This window comes from Vibrio sp. 10N.239.311.G01 (genome assembly GCF_041465805.1).
In the GTDB taxonomy this organism is placed as follows: Bacteria; Pseudomonadota; Gammaproteobacteria; order Enterobacterales; family Vibrionaceae; genus Vibrio; species Vibrio crassostreae_C.
Genome location: NZ_JBFSRM010000005.1, coordinates 179,084 through 200,182 on the forward strand (window position 1 = coordinate 179,084; position 21,099 = coordinate 200,182).

At 44.7% G+C, this 21,099-nt stretch carries 25 protein-coding genes; 14 read left to right on the forward strand and 11 right to left on the reverse strand.

The window, feature by feature from the left end; translation table 11 throughout:
- Positions 1-227: 227 nt before the first annotated feature.
- The 6 genes from flgE to AB6D06_RS06045 form a co-directional block, all read right to left on the reverse strand.
- Positions 228-1,532 carry a flagellar hook protein FlgE gene (gene flgE / locus AB6D06_RS06020; protein WP_017062260.1) on the reverse strand — a complete coding sequence of 435 codons (1,305 nt, stop codon included), beginning with the start codon at positions 1,530-1,532 and terminating at the stop codon, positions 228-230.
- A gap of 49 nt (positions 1,533-1,581) precedes the next feature.
- Positions 1,582-2,295, reverse strand: coding sequence for a flagellar hook assembly protein FlgD (gene flgD / locus AB6D06_RS06025; RefSeq protein WP_010439286.1), 714 nt, complete (start codon positions 2,293-2,295; stop codon positions 1,582-1,584).
- A gap of 17 nt (positions 2,296-2,312) precedes the next feature.
- Positions 2,313-2,726 carry a flagellar basal body rod protein FlgC gene (gene flgC / locus AB6D06_RS06030; protein WP_004736176.1) on the reverse strand — a complete coding sequence of 138 codons (414 nt, stop codon included), beginning with the start codon at positions 2,724-2,726 and terminating at the stop codon, positions 2,313-2,315.
- Positions 2,727-2,730: 4 nt separating this feature from the next.
- On the reverse strand, positions 2,731-3,126 hold the full coding sequence (gene flgB, locus AB6D06_RS06035) for a flagellar basal body rod protein FlgB (protein WP_004736175.1): 396 nt from the start codon (positions 3,124-3,126) through the stop codon (positions 2,731-2,733).
- Between the two features lie 255 nt (positions 3,127-3,381).
- On the reverse strand, positions 3,382-4,209 hold the full coding sequence (locus tag AB6D06_RS06040; protein WP_004736174.1) for a protein-glutamate O-methyltransferase: 828 nt from the start codon (positions 4,207-4,209) through the stop codon (positions 3,382-3,384).
- 11 nt (positions 4,210-4,220) lie between these two features.
- Positions 4,221-5,147, reverse strand: a complete 927-nt coding sequence (locus AB6D06_RS06045; protein WP_017066180.1) for a chemotaxis protein CheV — start codon at positions 5,145-5,147, stop codon at positions 4,221-4,223.
- A gap of 77 nt (positions 5,148-5,224) precedes the next feature.
- Between AB6D06_RS06045 and flgA the strand changes: the two genes are divergently transcribed.
- The 3 genes from flgA to AB6D06_RS06060 all read left to right on the forward strand — a co-directional run bounded on the left by flgA (position 5,225) and on the right by AB6D06_RS06060 (position 6,959).
- A complete protein-coding gene (gene flgA / locus AB6D06_RS06050) occupies positions 5,225-5,971 on the forward strand; it encodes a flagellar basal body P-ring formation chaperone FlgA (protein WP_017064135.1) in 747 nt (248 codons plus the stop codon).
- Positions 5,972-6,149: 178 nt separating this feature from the next.
- The gene (gene flgM / locus AB6D06_RS06055; protein ID WP_017062263.1) at positions 6,150-6,467 is read left to right on the forward strand and encodes a flagellar biosynthesis anti-sigma factor FlgM; all 318 of its coding nucleotides are present in this window, start codon (positions 6,150-6,152) and stop codon (positions 6,465-6,467) included.
- Between the two features lie 66 nt (positions 6,468-6,533).
- Positions 6,534-6,959 carry a flagella synthesis protein FlgN gene (locus tag AB6D06_RS06060; RefSeq protein ID WP_017064136.1) on the forward strand — a complete coding sequence of 142 codons (426 nt, stop codon included), beginning with the start codon at positions 6,534-6,536 and terminating at the stop codon, positions 6,957-6,959.
- Between the two features lie 257 nt (positions 6,960-7,216).
- Here AB6D06_RS06060 and flgP read toward each other — a convergent pair whose 3' ends face one another.
- Both flgP and AB6D06_RS06070 read right to left on the reverse strand, forming a co-directional pair.
- On the reverse strand, positions 7,217-7,648 hold the full coding sequence (flgP, locus tag AB6D06_RS06065) for a flagellar assembly lipoprotein FlgP (RefSeq protein ID WP_017062265.1): 432 nt from the start codon (positions 7,646-7,648) through the stop codon (positions 7,217-7,219).
- A gap of 9 nt (positions 7,649-7,657) precedes the next feature.
- The gene (locus tag AB6D06_RS06070) at positions 7,658-8,293 is read right to left on the reverse strand and encodes a FlgO family outer membrane protein (protein ID WP_017064137.1); all 636 of its coding nucleotides are present in this window, start codon (positions 8,291-8,293) and stop codon (positions 7,658-7,660) included.
- 192 nt (positions 8,294-8,485) lie between these two features.
- On the opposite strand from AB6D06_RS06070, the gene AB6D06_RS06075 reads away from it, so the two are divergent.
- Both AB6D06_RS06075 and AB6D06_RS06080 read left to right on the forward strand, forming a co-directional pair.
- On the forward strand, positions 8,486-9,619 hold the full coding sequence (locus AB6D06_RS06075) for a flagellar assembly protein FlgT (RefSeq protein WP_017062267.1): 1,134 nt from the start codon (positions 8,486-8,488) through the stop codon (positions 9,617-9,619).
- A 140-nt stretch (positions 9,620-9,759) separates the two neighbouring features.
- Positions 9,760-10,266 carry a hypothetical protein gene (locus AB6D06_RS06080; RefSeq protein ID WP_017062268.1) on the forward strand — a complete coding sequence of 169 codons (507 nt, stop codon included), beginning with the start codon at positions 9,760-9,762 and terminating at the stop codon, positions 10,264-10,266.
- A 128-nt stretch (positions 10,267-10,394) separates the two neighbouring features.
- Here the strand turns inward: AB6D06_RS06080 and AB6D06_RS06085 are convergent, their stop codons facing one another.
- The 3 genes from AB6D06_RS06085 to AB6D06_RS06095 are packed head-to-tail and all read right to left on the reverse strand — an operon-like array spanning position 10,395 to position 13,151.
- Complete coding sequence (locus tag AB6D06_RS06085) at positions 10,395-11,636, reverse strand: NAD(P)/FAD-dependent oxidoreductase (protein WP_372110034.1); 1,242 nt, start codon at positions 11,634-11,636, stop codon at positions 10,395-10,397.
- Positions 11,637-11,659: 23 nt separating this feature from the next.
- On the reverse strand, positions 11,660-12,733 hold the full coding sequence (locus AB6D06_RS06090; RefSeq protein ID WP_017062270.1) for a methyltransferase: 1,074 nt from the start codon (positions 12,731-12,733) through the stop codon (positions 11,660-11,662).
- 28 nt (positions 12,734-12,761) lie between these two features.
- Complete coding sequence (locus tag AB6D06_RS06095) at positions 12,762-13,151, reverse strand: hypothetical protein (protein WP_017062271.1); 390 nt, start codon at positions 13,149-13,151, stop codon at positions 12,762-12,764.
- 72 nt (positions 13,152-13,223) lie between these two features.
- Between AB6D06_RS06095 and AB6D06_RS06100 the strand changes: the two genes are divergently transcribed.
- The 9 genes from AB6D06_RS06100 to hutH all read left to right on the forward strand — a co-directional run bounded on the left by AB6D06_RS06100 (position 13,224) and on the right by hutH (position 21,094).
- Complete coding sequence (locus tag AB6D06_RS06100; RefSeq protein ID WP_198599058.1) at positions 13,224-13,970, forward strand: beta-ketoacyl synthase chain length factor; 747 nt, start codon at positions 13,224-13,226, stop codon at positions 13,968-13,970.
- Positions 13,970-14,740: a 1-acyl-sn-glycerol-3-phosphate acyltransferase gene (locus tag AB6D06_RS06105; protein WP_017062273.1), complete on the forward strand. Its 771-nt coding sequence runs from the start codon at positions 13,970-13,972 to the stop codon at positions 14,738-14,740. Before AB6D06_RS06100 ends, AB6D06_RS06105 begins: the two co-directional genes overlap by 1 nt.
- 105 nt (positions 14,741-14,845) lie before the next feature.
- Positions 14,846-15,106 (forward strand): phosphopantetheine-binding protein, encoded by a 261-nt coding sequence (locus AB6D06_RS06110; RefSeq protein ID WP_004736154.1) that lies wholly within the window; start codon positions 14,846-14,848, stop codon positions 15,104-15,106.
- A 10-nt stretch (positions 15,107-15,116) separates the two neighbouring features.
- Complete coding sequence (locus AB6D06_RS06115; RefSeq protein ID WP_004739745.1) at positions 15,117-15,374, forward strand: acyl carrier protein; 258 nt, start codon at positions 15,117-15,119, stop codon at positions 15,372-15,374.
- Positions 15,374-15,931, forward strand: a complete 558-nt coding sequence (locus tag AB6D06_RS06120; protein WP_048669155.1) for a septation protein IspZ — start codon at positions 15,374-15,376, stop codon at positions 15,929-15,931. Before AB6D06_RS06115 ends, AB6D06_RS06120 begins: the two co-directional genes overlap by 1 nt.
- Before the next feature lie 6 nt (positions 15,932-15,937).
- Positions 15,938-17,326, forward strand: a complete 1,389-nt coding sequence (locus AB6D06_RS06125) for an AMP-binding protein (RefSeq protein WP_372110035.1) — start codon at positions 15,938-15,940, stop codon at positions 17,324-17,326.
- An 88-nt stretch (positions 17,327-17,414) separates the two neighbouring features.
- The gene (locus AB6D06_RS06130) at positions 17,415-17,777 is read left to right on the forward strand and encodes a 3-hydroxyacyl-ACP dehydratase (RefSeq protein WP_017062276.1); all 363 of its coding nucleotides are present in this window, start codon (positions 17,415-17,417) and stop codon (positions 17,775-17,777) included.
- The gene (locus tag AB6D06_RS06135) at positions 17,770-19,569 is read left to right on the forward strand and encodes a glycosyltransferase (RefSeq protein ID WP_102428631.1); all 1,800 of its coding nucleotides are present in this window, start codon (positions 17,770-17,772) and stop codon (positions 19,567-19,569) included. Before AB6D06_RS06130 ends, AB6D06_RS06135 begins: the two co-directional genes overlap by 8 nt.
- Positions 19,547-21,094: a histidine ammonia-lyase gene (gene hutH / locus AB6D06_RS06140; RefSeq protein WP_102428630.1), complete on the forward strand. Its 1,548-nt coding sequence runs from the start codon at positions 19,547-19,549 to the stop codon at positions 21,092-21,094. Before AB6D06_RS06135 ends, hutH begins: the two co-directional genes overlap by 23 nt.
- Positions 21,095-21,099 lie beyond the last annotated feature (5 nt).

Below are 21,099 nucleotides of genomic sequence, written 5' to 3' on the forward strand. Positions count from 1 at the left end.
GGGGCTAATAAAGCAAACACTGTGCCAATATTTTTTACTGTTATTTATCAGTAATTTAAATAGAGAAAGAACGGAAAGGGGTGATCGTCAAAGGATCATTGAGGAATAATTGTTGCCAGAGGCATTACCGGGCGGCAATAGGGGCGGCAAATAAAAAGACAAACAACAATACCCAATTCAATAACATTGAATTGGGTATTCGCAGATGATTCAAACGCTTTAAACGATTAACGAATCTGAAGAATATTCTGTTGTAGCTGGTTGTGTACTTCTAGAGAACGCGAGTTCGCCTGGAAGTTACGTTGAGCAGAAATCAAATCAACCAGTTCTTGAGTCATATCGATGTTCGACTGCTCTAGTGAGCCGTTGTTGATGCTACCAAATGAACCTTTGTTCGATTCACCCCAGATCTTGTCACCAGAGTCGTTGGTAGAATCCCATTGAGTACCGCCTTTCTTATCCAGACCTTGCTCATTTGGTACACGAACCAAGCCTACACGGCCAAGCATCACGTTTTCACCATTTGAGTAAGTACCTAGAACACTGCCGTACTCATCGAAATCGATTTTTGTTAAGAAACCTGTTGTCGCGCCATCTTCATCAAACTTAGTCAATTCAAACGGAGCGGCAAACTGAGTTGACGAATCTAGACCAAACTTAAGCACTTGAGTTGGATCAGCACCGTTCAAGTCAATTGGGTTCGCGCCAGCACCCAGTGGTTCCGAGTTAATCGGCTGACCATTGTTTAGGCTTGCTAACGTACCGTCATTGTTGAACTTCATTGTGTGACCAACATGACCTTGTGCATTCGTCGCATCACCACCAGTAATGTTGACCGGCTTTTCACCGTTCTCATCTGACATGGTGTAGTACGTTTGCCAAGTGTTTGGTTGAGTCTGATCTTTGAGGTAGTAAGTCGTTAACTTGTAAGACTGACCCATAGAATCGTATACCGTCGAAGACGTTGCACGGTTATAAGTATCAGCATCTTTGAAGTTAAATGCAGCCGGGTCTTTAAGATCACCGTTTGCAGGAAGGTTAACCCCTACTTCAATGTTTTCTGTCTGTTTTGGCTTACCAAACTCAGCAGGAATGTCGAGAGGCTTTGGCGCGTAAGAAAGAACTTCACCCGAGTTTGGATCAACATCGTAACCTAAAAGAAACTCATCGTTAGCGGTAACCATGTAGTTGTCTTTGTTTAGGTGAAATGCACCATTACGCGTTAATTCGTTAATCTCTGGCACCATGCGGTCTTTCGATACTGCAAAGAAACCTGTACCACTTACACGTAAGTCCATTGGGTTGTTCGTATAAATACTTGAACCTTCGTGGAACTGTTGCGCCACTTGGCTAGCTTGCGCACCGCCACCTGCCGTCGTTTTTGCGTTAGTGAACAACGAGCTTGAGTAAACATCACCAAACTCGGCACGAGACTCTTTAAAGCCAAATGTGTTCGCGTTCGCAATGTTGTTACTGGTTGTATTCAGGTCTAATTGTGCAGCGGATAGGCCGCTTAAAGCTACATATGACATTCCATTATTCTCCTAATCTATCTAGCTAGCATAGTCACTCAATAAAGAGCTACGCTTTACCAACTTCTAGTACTTCAGCAAGTCGTACTGGCGATGTGAAACCAGCCAGATTGAGTAGTACGTTGCCATCGCCCTTACCAAGAAGCACACTGTTCACGTTCGCATAACTGGAAACTTGGAACTCTGTGTTCTCGCCATCCAGCAAACCCGACGCTTTCACGTTGTATTTACCGGCCGGCAATGGGTTACCGTCTTCGTCTTTTCCGTCCCATTCAACACGTGTATCACCAGATGGTTTAGAGCCGATATCAAATGTGCGAACCAATTGGCCAACTTCGTTCTCAACACGGACCATTACATTGTCCATTGCCTGAGGAAGCTTAACCATTGCCGCCATACCGCCATCACCGGGTTTTACACCTGCCGCACCAGGAACCAATACATCACGCCCAACTAAAGAGGAGGCCTGAAGAGCTTGGTTAGAGGTCATTGATGAATTCAAGCTTTCAAACTGTGTATTCATTTTGCCAATGCCATCTACGGTCGCAAATGAAGCCATTTGCGCAATCATCTGGTCATTGCTAACCGGCTTGAAAGGGTCTTGTTGTGCTAGTTGCTTAGTCAACAAAGATAAGAAGTCTTCTTGTTTAAGATCCTGCTTACCTGTTGTTTCGTCGGGCTTTTTAGCGCCATCTTGAAGACTCTTCAGCTGGTCAACATAGGACAAGCCGCTTTGACCAACATTGTTGTTGATTCCAGCCATGTGCTACCTCCTTATCCTTATTGACCCATCTGCAGCGTACGCAGCAGCATTTGTTTACTCGAGTCAGCAACCTGTACGTTTGTTTGGTACGCACGTGATGCCGAAATCATGTTTGCCATTTCTTCCATAACGTTGACATTAGGCTTGTAGATATAGCCTTCGTTGTTCGCTAATGGGTGATCCGGGTTGTACTCCGCGCTTAGCGGCTTATCGCTTTCCACAATACCTAATACTTTCACAGGCACAGTGTGACCACTGTTGCGTGCTTTATTTAACTCAGCGCCGAACACTGCGTGACGAGCCTTGTAAGTTTCTTCAGCAGAACTACTTACACTGTCCGCGTTCGCAAGGTTGCTCGAGGTCGTATTTAGACGAACAGATTCAGCACTCATCGCAGAACCAGTCACATTGAATACATTGAATAAACTCATCTAATTATTCCCCTTTAATCGCTTTAGTTAAATTCTTGAACTTACTTCCTAAGAAGTCGAGAGAGGCTTGATGCCTAATTTGGTTTTGCATGAAAAGGTTTCTTTCCAAATCCAAATCAACCGTGTTGCCATCTCCTGTATCAGGTTGGGTAGGAATGCGATACTTCGTTTCCCCGTTCACCGTTGTTGAGGCAGAAATGTGCCGACCATCTGTACGGCTAAGACCAATGCTTGCCCCAGAACTTGCCGCTTGCAGTGATTTCTTAAAGTCTAATCCCTTTGCTTTATACCCAGGCGTGTTTGCTTGCGCGATATTGGTGGAAAGCACCTCAGCGTTACGCTCACGTACACCAACTGTGTGCTGGTGAATGCCCAAAGCATTGTCAAAAGAAATAGCCATGTAAACCTCAACTCAAGAACTGACTGTTATGAAATAACCAAAGCAATATATATACCAACTTTTGAAACAAGGCGGTCTATCAATGCTTTTACAGGTTACTCGTGGGTAAACTTGCAATAAACAAGCCAAAAAATAGAGTAAATTGGAATGTCACTCTGACTTAAAGATATAGCTTAAGCAGGAAAAAGAAAACCCAGCACTTGGCTGGGTTTTAAATTTAGACGGTAACCTTACACCTAATATCGGTGCCGCTCGTTACTTTAATTTGTAGATGATGCCTGGATTACAGCGAACCATTTCAAAACGATCGGTTAAGCCTGTTAACGATTCAGACGCGCCCAATAGTAAGTACCCACCAGGGTTCAGGCTATTTGCCATCTGGTTAAGTACCTTTGACTTCATATCAGGCGAGAAGTAAATCAGCACGTTACGACAGAAAATAATGTCGAACTTGCCTAACAATGCATAGCTGTCCATCAGGTTCTGAGGGCGGAAGTTCACCATGCGCTTGACGTTATCTTTCACTTTCATACGGCCATCGCCCGCATCTTCAAAGAAAGTACGACGGCGCTCTGGAGAAAGTCCACGTCCCAATGCAAGGTTGTCGTAAGCGCCAGTGCGGCACATATCCAACATACTTGCTGAGATGTCAGTTGCGGTAATCGATACATTTGGCAGCATACCTGGCTTACGAGCTTGAGTTTCAAGAATCGTCATTGCCATTGAGTATGCTTCTTGGCCTGAAGAGCTTGCCGCAGACCAAATCTTAATAGGACGTTTATTTGCCGCTATTTCCGGTAGAAGCTTATCCGCAAGCACAGCAAACGGGTAAGTATCACGGAACCAAAGTGTCTCGTTCGTCGTCATGGCATCGACAGCAGCCACACGCAGCTCACGGTTTCGACCTGTTACTACATCTCTCAACAAATCAGACAAAGAAGCTAACTTAAACTTCGTTACTAATGGGCTTAGACGACTGCGCACTAAATACTGCTTGCTGTCACCTAATACAATGCCACATTGAGATTCTAAGAAACGGCTGAAATCGCGATACTCTTGATCACTTATTGTTATAGCAGTCATTAATGTCTCTTTTAGTTAGTTAACGCAGCTTTTACAGCTGCACCAAGCTCATCTGGGTTGAATTTAGCGATGAAGGAGTTAGCTCCAACACGCTCAACCATGGCTTGGTTAAATACACCACTCAACGATGAGTGTAAAATTACGTATAAATCTTTAAGTTCGGCGTGACGACGAATCTCAGCAGTCAGCGTGTATCCATCCATTTCTGGCATTTCGATATCAGAAATCACCAATGAAATCTGATCGTAAATACTGCCTTCTGATGACATCTGTATCAGCTTCTCGTAGGCTTCTTTACCATCCTTCACCGAGATAACTTCAAAACCAATCGACTCAATAGCACGTTGAACCTGCTTACGAGCAACGGTCGAGTCATCAGCAATCAAGATGCGGCGAACCAGTTCTTTCTCTTGTTCTACTTTCGCAATATCTTCAGCAATCTTGCTGTCCATTGTTTCATCAACAGGAGAAATTTCTGCAAGGATCTTCTCAACATCAAGAATTTCTACCAATTCATTATCAATGTTGGTTACCGCTGTCAGGTAGTTAGCTCTACCTGCGCCATCTGGCGGCGGAAGAATCGATTCCCAGTGCATGTTAATAATGCGCTCAACTGAACTTACCAAGAAACCTTGAATGGTTCGGTTAAACTCAGAGATAACCACAAAACACTTTTCAATATCCGTTGTAGGACGGCCACCAATCGCTAAGCTCAAGTCGATCACAGAGATCGTTTGGCCACGAATGTGTGCTACACCTTTAACCAGTGGGTTCAAGTTTGGCATCTTTGTCAGCTTAGGGCATTGCAGCACTTCTTTTACTTTAAAGACATTAATGCCGTAACGCTGACGCCCCATTAGGCGAAAGGTTAGTAATTCTAATCGGTTTTGACCGACGAGTTGCGTACGCTGATTCACCGAATCAAGAATACCCGTCATGAGCTCATCTCCATATCAAACTTTTTTGTATAAAAAGTGTTAGTCTACTGCAGGCTACGAACCACCAGAGAAACGGAATGACGTATTATAAAACAAATTTGCCACCTCTTTCCATAGCAATGTGTAGAGCTACTTTTAAAACTGTCGCTAAGTTTATCGGCATTTTATCAATATTGTTTAGTTTTTTTGTACAAGCTGCGACCCCAGAACAAATTGAGATGATTCAGTCTGCAGCGGAGCAACATATCCTTGATACAGTTGAGCAGCCACAAGGTGGCGAACTCTTTGTTAATTCAGCAAATGTTGACTCAAGAATCAAAGCGACAGACTGCCCAGTGCCTTTAGAGACCAGCGCTTCAACGACCACCAATACCCGCAGCAGTATTACGGTTTTAGTGCAATGTGTTCCTGATGAGTGGCGAGTTTATGTACCGGTGCGCCTTTCGATGTCGGTGCCTCTTGTCACCACCACTCGCTCACTCGCGAGAGGCGAAATCGTCGGTCAATACGATGTCACCACCGCTATGATTTCTCTTAACAAGTTTCGTCGCCAAGGTTTCACAGCTCCACATCAGGTCATCGGCGCTAAGGTAAAAAAGAACCTAAGACCGGGCGATGTTGTAGAAAGAGGTGATATCTGTGTCGTGTGCCGAAACGAGAAGGTTATCATACAGGCAGTAAAAGGTGGCATGACCATTACCACCAAAGGAACTGCGCTTACCGATGGCTCTATGGGTGATCAAGTAAGAGTGAAAAATGATAAATCACAGCGTATAATTGAAGGGATTGTTACCAGCATGTCTGAAGTCACGGTTTACTTTTGACTCTTTACTTCTAAATTGACGGTATCGTTAGCGATTTCACCCTCAACTCTAACGCCAAATATAACGGCTGCGGTGTTTTGTCCCTTTTCGACTATTGAGCTAAAAATTGCTAAAGTATTCGAACCCTTGGTCGATATTGACTGTACAGGTTCCCATTTTTGAAGAAAAAGGCTTAACTATGGCAGGCATTGATAATATTCGTTCAGGGCAAACCCTAACGACCACTAACCGATCAGCAGTACGCTCTGATTCTAGTTCTGAGGCATCACGCTCTGATGTATCAACTAAATCACCAGCAAGCAAAGATGCGGTTTCACTGAGCCAACAAGGCAAAGCGATTGGTCAGCTCCACCAAGATATGGCAGCACAGCCAAGCTTTGATTCTGTGAAAGTAGCAGCGATCAAAGAAGCAATTGCGAATGGTTCATACACTGTCGATCCAGAGAAACTGGCTGACAACATGATCAAGTTCGAAGATGAATTAAAAGGCCTTTAAGAAAACACTAACTTTTCATTGAAGTTATTGTCTTAAAGTACACGAGGTTATGAATAGGTTTACGTTATGGCGGCACTAGCAGATTTAGTTAATTTTCAACTTCAAAATGCCAAAGCCTTATCTGAATTACTAAGTTCAGAGAAAACCGCTATTACGAGCCGACAATCAAACGATATTGAGCGAATCGCCAAAGAAAAAGTGGTCCTAGTTGAACAACTAAGATCAACCGATCAGCGAATCGCAGCCCATACCAATATCTCAGAACTGACCGAGAACCCTGAACTTGCTCAGTTAGTCACTAAGATCCAGTCCATAGTGCACGATTGCCAGCAAGCGAACCTTGTGAATGGCGAAGCCTTAAATCGAGCGCACCTTAGCTTCAAAAAACTCAGTAATATGATGCAGCAAAGTCACGGAAAAATTGGCATGACCTACAATGCCGGTGGTCAAACGCATACTATCTCTACGCTGGGAACCAACGTAAAAGCCTAGTTAAGTTAACTCTTCCTCTTCAGTAATACCCCTTGTTAACCGTTTATCTGTATCTCAGACTATTCCTGTCGTTATCTTTTATTAAAACACCTAATCAGCCTTTGAACGTCCTGACAAAATCGATAAACAAAAAAGCGGCAAGTATTTTCATACTTGCCGCTTTTACATTCATATTAGTTATTGGTTGCCGATACGCCATCTGGAAAACGAAAGCAGCCAATATAACTGGATAGTCCTATCGCTAGACGCCCCTTGGGCTAGAACAGCGTTTGTTGTCTCTTTTCAGGTACAGGTTGAACTTCACCGTAATTACGTAGCTGTTCCATCTTACGGATATCAAGCTGAAGCTCAGTAACATAGCTATCGCCCACAGGGTAGCTGCGTACCACTTCTGCACCGCGGATTACGCCATCAACCGCACCAGAAGTACGTTCCGTACCAAGGCGTTGATCTTCCAACTCTGCCCGACCACTCACTCGCATACCGTAAACTTGTTCTGCAAGTTCACGATAGGCGTCGATCTTAGAAGCTCTCATCGCACGGATACGTCTTTCTTCATCGTTACGTCCTTTCTGCTCACTGATACTCGCGTAGCCAACGGCAACTAAGTAGTCGTCTGGCCTCATGTTTTGCAGTGGCTGACAGCCAACAAGCAGTAAAGCGGCAACAACAAATATTAACTTCTTCATCTCGAACTCCTAAGGGCGAAGAATAACAGTATAAGGCTGGCTGATCGTTGGGTCAGAACGAATGATAACGCCATCTTGAGTTCGAATACTGTTTAGAGTATCTAGGTCACGACCAATACGGTCTGCAGGCAAGAAGCCTTGTGCCGTCGCCACGACAATGCGAGTTTGCATGCCAACAACACGAGCATTGACTAACACACCACCTTCTTGGCGAAGCATAGTGCCTGTCAGTACGTACTGTACGTCTTGTTCTTGAGCTAAGTCTTTCCAATCGCGGCTTAACGCAAAGTCACCTTGATGAGTCACTTGAATAGAACCTGTTGTTTTGAAATCAACAACCTTGAAGCCACGACGCTGAAACTGATGAATGAAACCTTCTGATACCGAGTTTCCTAGCCAGTTCGTTGTGTCCATGTGTTGCAGGTCAACAAACGAAGTAATTGCTATTGGCGTTCTTGCTGAGATACTCGTATTCGAAATGATCAGATCTTCGGTCATACTTTCCACGAAGAAATCCATGGTATGACGAGGGCTATCCATCAACATAAACTGACTGCCTGAATATTCAGACTTGCCGTTATAGATTGGCGAATAAGCGCATGAGGTCAACAACATGACACTCATTACTACGAGCCATTTTTTCATTCTCTTATCTCCAGATAGGTTTAGTGCTCCCTGTTCCAATATGTTCTCACCATTATTCTTTTCAATGGATTACAATGTTGGAACAGTCTTTGCTTTTCATTAATGGTTCAGATTAAGAAAAACGCACTTAAGTCAGCTTCAAGCTTATAGTTATTTGTTAAGCAATATTTATACCCAACTGGTAACGAATAGATGAAAAAAATAATTTCTTACTTATTTTCAATAAGTTCACTGATAACCATAAGCTTCAGTGCTCATGCCTCTTGGTATGAGGTTACCGGTACCGCAGCCATCGTATCGTCAGAGGAAACGGCAAGGGTCCATGCTCTGGAAGACGCGGTATATAAAGCGATCCAGTTCTCAGGAGCCGACATTGGTAGCATTGCCAACCTCACGCCCTACCTCGACGCAAACAAAAAAGAGTTTCAATTTACCAATCATGAAGTGCGCTACATCTTGGTAGAAAAAGAGAAAAAACGCAGTGGCAATATAATGATCACCGCAAGGATCGATATCTATCCTTCGGCAAATGCTTGCCATGAGAGCCAATATAAGAAGACATTTTTGGTCGGCAACATCGATGTGACTTCCCCACAGCAAGCTGTAATGGGCAGAATCTATAACATCGGTGATGATTTTGGTCATGTCGTAGATCGACAGCTGGCGCAAGAGTCTCGCAGCTTTGTTTCCGTTGGCACGACCAATTACGACATCGACAAACGTCGACCTGAAGTGATCAAGATGATCGCCCAAGACACTGGCGCACAATACATCATTGGTGGCGACATTACCGATTTAACCGCGACCATCGAGTCCAAGCTTTTGAAAGACGACATCATCAATCGTCAGTTTGCGTTAGAGATGCAAGTCTTCGATGGTAAAACAGGACATCAGGTTTACAACCGTAGCTATCGTGAAGTGGCAAAGTGGCCATTTGCTAAGACCAGTGAAGTGGACACCCGCAGTGCTCGTTTCTGGGCATCAACCTACGGCAGTATGATGCTGCGTGTTAGCCGCAATATTATGTTGGACTTGGAATCTGAAGTGTCATGTAAGATCACGCTTCCAGAGGTGGCAGCGGTATTTGGTAACACGGTGACCATTGATTTAGGTCGAATGCATGGTGTTCAACAAGGTGACAAACTGCAACTGTGGCACACAGGTTCGTTTATCGACCAACGCGGCTTGCCACGTAATAAGGTATCTCAAAGCGATATCACACTGACCGTTTCTCGCGTTTATGAAAACGAAGCAGAACTGACGATCGACCAACCAAGCCTTGCTGGAAGCATTCAAATTGGTGATGTGATGCAGAAAATCATGTAGTTAGCGACACGCCCGCCTCACAGTTTCTAATAAAGCCTTAGCACTTTTGTTAAGGCTTTATTTTTTTTCATGGGTATTAGTTTCGGTTTTGCAGTATTTGGCGTAATCTTATTAATAACATAATCATCACTTAGCAAACTATGAGTCAGAATAATCTAATTGGTGCTACCGGTTACCGCTTTATCTCAAAAGGTAAAACCGCTTTTAAGATCCACATTCATACTCCCGAAGATACGGTGTTGCATCGGTCGGTCGGTTTTGTTCGTATGGGTGAAGACAAAGCACTGAAGAAAACCATTAAATTAAGAGATGAACTGGGCAGACAGCTATGGGGCAAATTTTGGCCCAAAGTCCTCAAAGAGCCCTACCTGATGACGCGCCTGCCTCATAGTCTAGAACCCAAAATTGTATTCAAACCAAATCCAACTCAGAGTGATCCCGAACACCGCGACGAATGCTACATCGCTAAGTGGCGTGTATTCTCAGAAAACGGCGACTACAAATACAAAACTAAGGTGTGCTCCATTAGAAAGCACGGCAGACTTGCCGCTTACAGCCAAACCAAACGTGCGCTGCTTGATGCTCACAAAGACGTAATTGATCTACTTATATTTATGGGACGATTGAACAGCATCGACTTAAAATAGGCTTAAATCCGATTAAGCTGACCGCCCATATTTTTCAGATACAAAAACAGCCGCACATTGCGGCTGTTTTTAATTTATGACGATCCATCGTGGCAATTTAGAGTATTGCTACATACAAAATCGATTACCTAGTTTCGGCATATCTCAGCCAGTGTCGCCAATCGGCGCTTAGACTCTTTCACATAAGGGTTGGCTTGCTCCCATGCGTAACCCGCCAGAATTGAGCACACCATCTGCTTAATCTTTGGATTTGGATCTTGATAGAAAATCACATCCTGCAAAGTACCTGAGTACCACCCCTCAACATACGTTCTAAAGGTGTTTACACCAACCATCAAAGGAGCGGCATAATCGCGTTCCCAATCTACCTTCTCACCGTTAAGTTGCTTTTCGACACACTCAACCGCAAACTGTGCCGACTTCATCGCAATCGTCACGCCTGACGAGAACACCGGGTCAAGGAACTCGCCGGCATTGCCAAGCAACGCGTACTTATCCGTCGCCAAATGTTTTACATTGGCAGAATAGCCACCAATTTCACCCGCAGGGTTTGGATACTCGGCGCTTGCCAGTATCTCAGCCAAGCCCGGCTCTTCCGCTGCCAGCTGTTTAATTGCAGCAATCTTGTCTTCTGGATAGGACTCAAAGAACTTAGGCTCTCCTACGACACCAAACGAAGAGACACCGTTACTAAACGGGATCAACCAATACCAAACATCAGGGTTGGTTGGATGCACAGAGATAAGAATTTTATTTCGGTCATATTCAAGATCGGTATCCACCTCTGCAATATGATCGTTAATGTGCGTAAAAATAGCTTTGCGTGGAGGGAGCGATGACGGCTCTGCCAAGTTAAGCATTTTTGGTAGCACTCGACCAAAACCACTGCCATCCAGAACGTATTGCGCTTCTATCTGATAACGCTCTCCACCCAGCACTTGTACATCTAAAATGGTGCTGTCGTCGGTGAAATTAATGCCCATTAACTCATGTTGGTAATCAATGCAGACACCCTGCGCCTCAGCCGTATCTGCCAAAACCTTATCAAAGGCACCTCGCTGAACCTGAAACGTAGTTCCAGGGCCAGAAGAGAACTTGTCTTCAAAATTAAACGCCGTATAAACGCCATTTTTGCGAAAGGCAGCGCCATCTTTGTATTGGAAGTTAGCGTTGATCACTGCGTCAGTCATCCCAGCCTGTTCAATCACTTCCATACAAGCTGGTAATAGGCTTTCACCAATAGAAAAGCGAGGGAATACGCTCTTTTCAATCACTCGAACATCGATGCCTTTTTTATGAAGTAAAGACGCAGCAATAGACCCTGATGGCCCAGCTCCGATGATCACCACTTGAGTTGATAGTTTTTTCATTATTTAAGCCATGTTTGTTATTTTTATTGCGCGCCAGCTTTCAATTCTAGAAGCGTGTGACCAAGACCGATATCGTCGGTACGCGTTACCACTTCAAAGCCCGCTTCTTCAACAATCTCTAAGAAATCTTCACTGCGGTAAAAACGACTGTTGCCATTGGCCAAGCAGGTAAAGTAGAGAGACGTCGCGTTTAAGCTATAAGAAGCCGCATCGTATTTCTGTGAATCCCAAAACAGTTCAAGGATATAGACAGTCGCATCTTCTGACATATGAGAGCGAACGCGCTTTAATATGCTCAGAATCTCCATTGGCGAGAAACAATCAAGGAACTGACTCATCCACCAAACATCCGCGCCCGTTGGCAGAGTTTGCTGTTTATCGAGCATATTCGCTGGGAATGGCGTGACTCGCTCTTGATGACCATGCTTTGCCGCGTTTGCCATTGCCATTTCTAGCTGCTGTGGCAAATCAACAATCGTCACCTCAACGTCCGCATCATGGTTGCAGCATTGCATCGCCCACTTACCCGTGTTGCCGCCGATATCCACCAGCGACTTAGGTTTCTTGCTGAAGACTTTTTCAAGTAACACAGGGAACGAGCGATCCGAATAGAAGTGATCAAACTTGAACCAACTCTCTTTTGCTTTTTCTGGCAATTGAGACAAGCCTTGGTAAATGGTTTCCCAATCACCCAACTCTTTCAAGCCTGCAGGTGTGCCTTCTTCAATCGCTTCTGTTAGATGCATCATCGCGGCATAACAAACATCGGCTGTGAAATCCATGTTTGCGTTAGTCATACCATCATGCAGAAGGTAGAAACCAAGGTTAGCCATTTTGTAGTTAGGCTTTTCCCAAGTCACAATATGAGCACTTAACGCCATATCGAGCAGGACTTTCACGCCGTACTCAGAGACACCGGTCGATTCAGAGATAGACTCTGCTGGTAAACCCTCGTTGCCCGCGTCATCTAACGCTTTCAAAATGCCTAAATCACGAAGTGTACGAGCAGTATGAAAAACAATCGGAGCGAAAGACAATTTCTGCGCTTCTGTTTTTGCTTCTAATGCGTTGAATGGATCTAATTTATATTCCGACACGAAAAACCTAACTTTAAATAATAGAGAGTTACTCAGCTGCCATTTGCGCAAGCTTACGTTTAATATCAACGTTTAAGTTATTAACCCAACGGTTGTAATTACGGTGTATTTCACCATCGTCGTACTTCAAATTCTCTGATTCAACGTAAAGAATAGAGTAAAACTTATCACTATAAGGAATTTCAACCACAGCGTGGTGCGAACGAACATACAATTCAGCGCGGATCAAACCAGGCTTTATTTCTGAAACCAACCAGCCTCGATTTTCAGCAGATTCAGAAATAGCTGATTTAACCTGTTTACTTTGAAGATTCAGTGCAACTGGAGTATCCTCAACATTCATTACAGGTTGGACGCGTCCACACCCTGCAAGAACGAATATGAATAACATTGAAACTGCTATTTTTAGTAATTTCATTTAAATTCCTTATCTGTGTTTATTTATAAGCGCGCATAGTATTTAGTTAGACTCAAAGCAAATCAATACTCTATGTCAAATCAATCCCAATTAATGTCGTTTAATATTGAGAAATGGTCTGCAAATTCGGCTGGTCTCAATTCTGTTGCCCAATGGCAAGCGTGGAGCACTAATTTAGATTGGCCACAAGATGGCTCAACTGAATTTAAAGCGATCCCACCGATGATGCGCCGCCGAATGAGCCTACAAAGTAAATTGGCCGTTCAAACTGCATTGACACTCTTAAAAGACAACTCGATTGATTATCTGGTTTTTGCCAGTCGACATGGTGAACTGCACCGAACCGCAACCTTGATCCAGTCGATATTGGAAGGTGATGATGCCTCACCAATGGCGTTCTCGCAGTCGGTACATAATACCGCAGCTGGTCTAACCACCATTGCCGCCAAAGCACCGATTCCACTGACTTCAATAGCCGCAGGGCAAGATACTTTCCATAACGCTCTGATCGAAGCTTATCTTTACCTTCATCAATATCCGTCGCATCGAGTGTTAGTTATCGATTTCGACCAACCTCTGCCCGAGCTCTACCAAGAGTACGAAACACAGAACTTTGCTGATTATGCGCTGGGCTTAGTGCTCACCGCTGGCAGTGAATACTCTATTACTAGGACAGTAGAGACCAACCAAGCACCTTCCGTGTTACCACAAGGGTTACAAACGCTCCAACATATCTTATTAGGTACAAATAGGTGGGCTATTGCTGGCAAGCACCAAACTTGGTCTTGGGTAAATAACACCGAGACAGGTACAGCGTAATGAGCAGAGTAGACCAGTATTGGCGAGTATTCGCGACAGGGCTGTGCTTTACCATCTTTGGTCTAGGTGGCTTAGTATTAAGCTTCTTAATCTTACCGACTATCGCGCTAACCAATCCCAATACCATTAAAAGAGAGCTTAAAGCACAGCGATTAATCCGTTTCTCATTCAACGCCTTTTGCCAAATCATGAAGTTCACCGGAGCAATCGATTACCGAATTGATGGTGCAGAACTACTGCGTAACGACCGTAACTGCATTATCGTCGCCAACCACCCAAGTTTGATTGACTATGTGCTGATCGCCTCTCAACTTCCTCAATGTGATTGCCTCGTCAAAGCGGCCATTTGGGAAAACCCTTTTATGAAAAGGATTGTCAAAGCGGCAGGTTATATACCGAACCAAGCCCCTGACGATCTTTTAGAGCGCTGTGAAGAACGCTTCTCACGTGGCAATGTCATGCTGATTTTTCCCGAAGGAACTCGCACAACGCCAGGAATTGAACCATCCTTACAGCGTGGGGCGGCACAAATCGCGACTCGAACACAAACCGATTTACGCGTGATTCATATTACGGTTTCTCCGACATTCTTAACGAAAGAGAAAAAATGGTATCAAGTTCCTGCGTCGAAGCCCTTTTTTCATGTCGCGGTGAAAGGTAAAATAGAAGTCGAACCATTTATTGAAGGCTCAAATAATTTAACTTCGGCAGCAAGGCGCCTTAATCATCATCTTGCACAAACAATTTTCCCTTCCGAAGAAAACATTTAGCGTATCAATAACATAACAGGCGATATCGGCATTTCGAAAATACCTCATATAATGTAGAATCGCCCCCTTAAAGCAGCATTCAGATAAAGCATTAAGTAGGCCAAAGTGGAAACATTACACAACGAACTGAAACAACTGATCATCGACGCATTGAACCTTGAAGACATGAGCATTGATGAGATTGAAACGGAAGCTCCACTATTTGGTGATGGACTTGGACTAGACTCTATCGATGCCCTTGAGCTTGGCCTTGCTATCAAGAAAAAGTACAACATTGTTATCGATGCAGATGATTCAAACACTCGACAGCACTTTGCGTCAGTTGAAAATCTAGCGAACTACATCTCTTCTCAAACGAATAACTAGACAGATCTTTATGACACAAGCTAACCAACAAGAAGTATACAACCAGGTTAAAGATGCGCTTATTGAGCTGTTCGAGCTTGATGCTGAAGATATCACCCCTGAAGCTCATCTCTATCTTGATCTAGACCTAGACAGCATTGATGCCGTTGATTTGGTCGTTCACCTACAGAACGTCACAGGTAAGAAGATAAAACCTGAAGAGTTCAAAGCAGTGCGCACCGTTAATGACGTTGTCGAATCTGTGGTTGAACTATTGAAGGACGCCTAATGCGTCCTCTGCTGACTTTACTGTCGGCAATTATACTTTTCACTTATCCAATAGCGGTTTACTTTGGACTCAACAAGTTTGGCTTACAAACCGTTGGTATTGCCTTAGCCGCTATCTTTGCTGTACGCATTTTCACCGGCGGTCAGGCTAAAATCAAAGAGCTAAAACACCTAGCTTGGATCAGTGGAAGTGCCGGTATTGTTCTGCTGGCTTTAGGCTTAGCCTTTAAGCAGCACGGCTGGCTAACCTATTATCCCGTTATCGTTAATGTTTGTATGCTGGTTGTATTCGCTTCGAGCCTATGGCAACCACAAACGATTATCGAACGTCTTGCTCGCCTTCAAGAGCCTGAACTTCCGCAAAGTGGCGTTGATTACACACGACAAGTCACCAAAGTGTGGTGCTTGTTCTTTGTTATCAATGGCTCTATTGCCCTTTACACCTGCTTCCAACCGCTAGAAGTATGGACCCTATACAATGGCTTACTCAGCTATCTGTTTGCAGGGTTACTCTTTGCAGGAGAGTGGGTAGTAAGACAGCGCATTCGTCAGAGTTAAATTGTTATGACCCAAACCGTATCTTACACCTCGTTGTCTGAGCTTCTTAGCCAGGACAGAGCCCCTGAATCTATTGTCTGCTTTGACGACAATAGCGAGATTACGTGGCAAACATTTAACGACGACTTATCTCAACTCGTACAATTTTTGTCTTTATCCCCTTTTCAACGAATCGCGATTTGTACCCAAGACAGCTACCTATTTTCGGTGGCCTTTTTGGCATGTACAGCAGCCAACAAACACATCATCTTACCGGGCAACTACCAGCCATGTGCGCTTGCTGAGTTAAGTAAGCAGTTTGATTGCCTGCTAGTTGATAACTCGATTGGCGAAGTTGAGGTGAATGACGTTCGTAATATCCAAACCTTATTGGATTCAAACACTGAAGCACAAAAACCTCTAACCGAGAATCTTACGACCATTGATTTGGCAACAGTCCCATTAACTCTGTTCACTTCAGGTTCAAGTGGCACGCCAAAAGCGATAGATAAAACGTTAGAGCACCTCGATATTGAGACCGCTCAGGTACACAAGAACTGGGGTGAGTTACTCAAGGGAAACCAAATCCAAAGCACAGTTTCTCATCAACATATCTATGGTTTGCTGTTTAGAATCTTATGGCCACTATGCTCTGGTGTTCCATTTGCTCGACACAACCTTGAATACCCAGAACAGATCTTATCTCACGCAAATCAAAACTGTGTACTGATCAGCAGCCCAGCGCTACTTAAACGATTAAAGCATGAGACCAACAAGGTACAACTTGCAGGAATCTTCTCTTCGGGTGGTCCATTGCCTACCGAGTCGGCTCACCAGTCACGAGATCTGCTTGGTCATTTACCGATTGAAGTCTTTGGTAGCACAGAAACCGGTGGCATCGCATTTCGTCAGCAAGAGAGCGCTCAAACGCCTTGGCAGCTTTTTGCCTGTATTGAGGCTAGTCTCAACAGTGAGAATTGCATTAAGTTATTGTCGCCGTACATCGATAAGAATAACTGGTATCAAACCTCTGATGAGTGCGAGATGGTCTCGGAGAATCAATTCATATTGAAGGGCCGAACGGACCGAGTGATCAAGATAGAAGAAAAGCGAGTATCACTGGTTGAAGTGGAAAAGCGACTGGAGCAACTGCCTTGGATAAGTGAGTGCGTGGTTATTCCATTTGAGGAGCCTGAGCGATTAATATTAGCCTCTGTTTTGGTATTATCAGATGAAGGCCAAGCCGCTCTATCGACCATGAGCAAAGGTAAATTCTGGTTGATGCTGCGTACAGAACTCAGAAAGTGGTTAGAGCCAATCGCAATCCCGAGAAAATACCGTGTTGTCGATGAGATCCCCCTCAACAGCCAAGGTAAGCGATTAACATCTCACATAGAACAGCTAATAAAATCATAGAAACCGCTGATCGTATTTTACACTGAGATTATCTTTTTATATTTTTGTCAAAGAACCAATATTTGCCCAAGGATTCTAAGCACGCCCTATGGATAAAAGAAAACCAAACATCATTGCTGTAGACACGGTAGAAAATGAATCGACCCTGACACTTCATGTTAGCGGAGATATCACCGACTTTAATGGGCACTTCAAGAGCTTCCCTATTCTACCTGGCGTCACGCAAATTGATTGGGCACTTCACTACGCAGTCCAAGAGTTAGGCGTTCCTGGTTTCTTTAAAGGAATGGAAGTCATTAAGTTCCAAGAGCCTATCCTGCCTGACGCTACAATCCAGCTATCACTCAAATGGGATGCTGACAAAGACAAGCTGAGCTTTAGTTACACATCAAACAACGGTGAACAGACCCACTCTTCAGGCAAAATGAAGCTGGGAGAAAAAAGTGAATAGCGCTCCCGTCGAGGCTACTTCTCAACACCACACAAAAGAAAGCAGCTACAAGGCTTGCTTCCTTATCCCGTGCTTTAACCATGGCGCAACCATGCCGGCTGTGGTGTCGTCACTTCATCATTTTGAGTTACCGATCATCATCGTTGACGATGGCAGTGAACTCACAACAAAACAGTTTCTGTCTCCCCTAGCAGAGAATTCAAACGTAACCTTGGTGACGCTTGAACAGAACCAAGGTAAAGGCGGCGCAGTAAAAGCCGGAATCAAAAAAGCGCAGCAACTAGGCTTTAGCCACGCTATTCAGATAGATGCTGATGGGCAACACGACCTGGAAGCCTTGCCAACATTGATTGAGGCCTCACAAGCTAAGCCACAACGTCTGATATCAGGCCAGCCTATCTACGACGACAGCGTACCCAAAGCAAGGCTCTATGGGCGCTACGCGACACATATCTGGGTATGGATAGAAACCCTTTCTTTATCAATTAAAGACAGCATGTGTGGCTTTAGAGCGTATCCTATCAACCAAACTCAAACTGTGTTGAATAAGTACGATGTTGGTTCGAGAATGGACTTCGATATCGAGATTTTGGTTCGCCTGTATTGGGAAGGTTGCGACATAGACTTCGTTGAAACGCGCGTTATCTATCCTGAGAACGGCATCTCTCATTTCGATGCGTTGTGGGATAACGTCAAAATCAGTTGGATGCATACACGTCTATTCTTCAGCATGCTGCCAAGAGCACCAAAACTGATTGCTCGCCATTTCAAATCCGATTCAGCTGATAATAACCCAAATTTATCGACTGATTCAGAGCCGCAAGCTTCTGAACAACCACACTGGTCCCGCACTCAAGAACGCGGCACAGTATTAGGCATTAAGCTGTTATTAGCCATTTATACCTTGTTAGGTCGCGGTGTGTTCAACCTCATTCTGCGTGGTGTGATGCGTTACTACCACTTGACGGGCCAGCGTGCGCGAAACGCTTCCGAACAATATCTATTCCAATTAAAAGCCTATGCGGAACAGCAAAATATTGAGCTCCCCGGAGAACTAACCAGTTACAACCATCTGCTTTCATTTGGCCATACGATGCTCGACAAGCTCGCGGCATGGAAAGGTGATTTCTCGGCAGATAACCTGACTATTCATGGCCAAGACCAGTTCGAGAGCATGGTGGCAAATAAGCAAGGTGTGCTAATCCTTGGATCTCACCTTGGCAATATTGAGCTGTGCCGAGCTTTAGGTCGCAGACACTCGAACATCAAAATCAACGCCCTGGTTTTTACAGAACACGCCGAACGTTTTAATTCCGTGATGAAAGCGGTTAACCCGCAGTCTGATTTAAATCTGATTCAGGTGACATCGATGGGGCCTGATACCGCTATCTTGTTACAACAGAAACTAGAGCAAGGCGAATGGATCGTGATTGTTGGCGATCGAACTTCCACCAGCAAAGAGAGCCGCTCAGTATGGGCTGAGTTCTTAGGTAAGGAAGCTCCATTCCCTCAAGGTCCATTTATGTTAGCCTCGGTTCTCAAAGCACCCGTATTTTTGCTGTTTGGGTTACGTGACGACTCACAATCTAAGCCGCATTTTAATGTCTATTTCGAGCATTTTAGCAACAAGATCGAGCTACCAAGAAAGACTCGCGAACAATCTTTACAGCAAGTCGTGCAAAAATACGCAAATCGACTTCAGCACTACACACTGCAAGCACCGCTTCAGTGGTACAACTTTTTTAATTTTTGGACATTGAGCAAGCACCATGACGAAAAAGAATTCAAATAGCATCACCTTTGGTGCCGAGCGCCTCACGATTGAGGATGTTGTCGCTATCTCACAAGGCGCAAAAGCCTCGATGAACACAAGTGAAGCATTCACATCTAAGATCGACCGTGGTGTCGCTTTCTTAGAACGCCTATTGAAAGAAGAAGGTGTGATTTACGGTGTAACGACGGGTTACGGTGACTCATGTACGGTTGCGATTCCGCCAAACCTAGTTGACGAGCTACCACTGCATTTAACACGTTTTCACGGCTGTGGTTTAGGTGAAATATTGTCTCACGAACAAGCTCGTGCAGTCCTTGCAACTCGTCTTTGTTCGTTATCACAAGGTGTCTCTGGTGTGACTCACGATCTACTCAACCAGATCGTTACCCTAATCAACCAAGACATCTCACCACGCATTCCTCAAGAAGGATCGGTGGGTGCCAGTGGCGACTTAACACCTCTGTCTTACTTAGCCGCAGCACTGATTGGTGAGCGTGATGTAATCTACAAAGGTGAAGTGCGCCCAACCAGTGACGTCTACAAAGAGTTAGGAATTAGCCCTATCAAACTTAAGCCAAAAGAAGGCTTGGCGTTGATGAATGGTACGTCTGTAATGACGGCATTAGCTTGTATCGCTTACAAGCGTGCGGAATATCTAGCTCAGCTATCAACTAAGATCACCGCTATGGTATCAGTCGGTATGCACGGCAATGACTTCCATTTCGATGAAGCGCTGTTTGCAGTCAAACCTCATCCTGGTCAACAACAAGTTGCTGCATGGCTGCGTGATGATCTGCAAGCGGATCGCCCGCCACGTAACAGTGATCGCCTCCAAGATCGTTACTCTCTGCGCTGTGCTCCACATGTTATCGGCGTGGTTCAAGACTCTCTGCCTTGGCTACGCCAAATGATCGAGAACGAGCTAAACAGTGCCAACGACAACCCAATTATCGATGGTGATAATGAGCGCGTACTGCACGGTGGACACTTCTACGGTGGACACATTGCAATGGCGATGGATACGTTAAAAACTGCAGTTGCGAACCTTGCTGATCTGCTTGACCGTCAAATGGCTCAGCTGATGGACTACAAGTTCAACAACGGTTTGCCATTCAACCTAACGGGTGCTGAAGGCGAACGTAAGCCAATCAACCACGGCTTTAAAGCAGTACAGATTGGCGTTTCAGCTTGGACAGCAGAAGCATTGAAACACACCATGCCAGCAAGCGTATTCTCTCGCTCAACTGAGTGTCACAACCAAGATAAAGTGAGTATGGGCACCATCGCAGCTCGTGACTGTTTACGCGTTCTAGAGCTAACCGAACAAGTGGCAGCAGCGTCACTACTGGCGGGGACACAAGCACTCGAACTTCGTAAGCGCCACAATGAGCTTGATGAGCACCACATGAGTGAGAACCTCAAGCACATTCGCGACGAAGTGCTTAAGGAGTTTGAATTTATCGTAGAAGATCGACCACTTGAAGGCGATCTACGCCACTTCATTGCTCGTATTCAAAGTCAGCACTGGTCACTTTACTCATAAAGTAG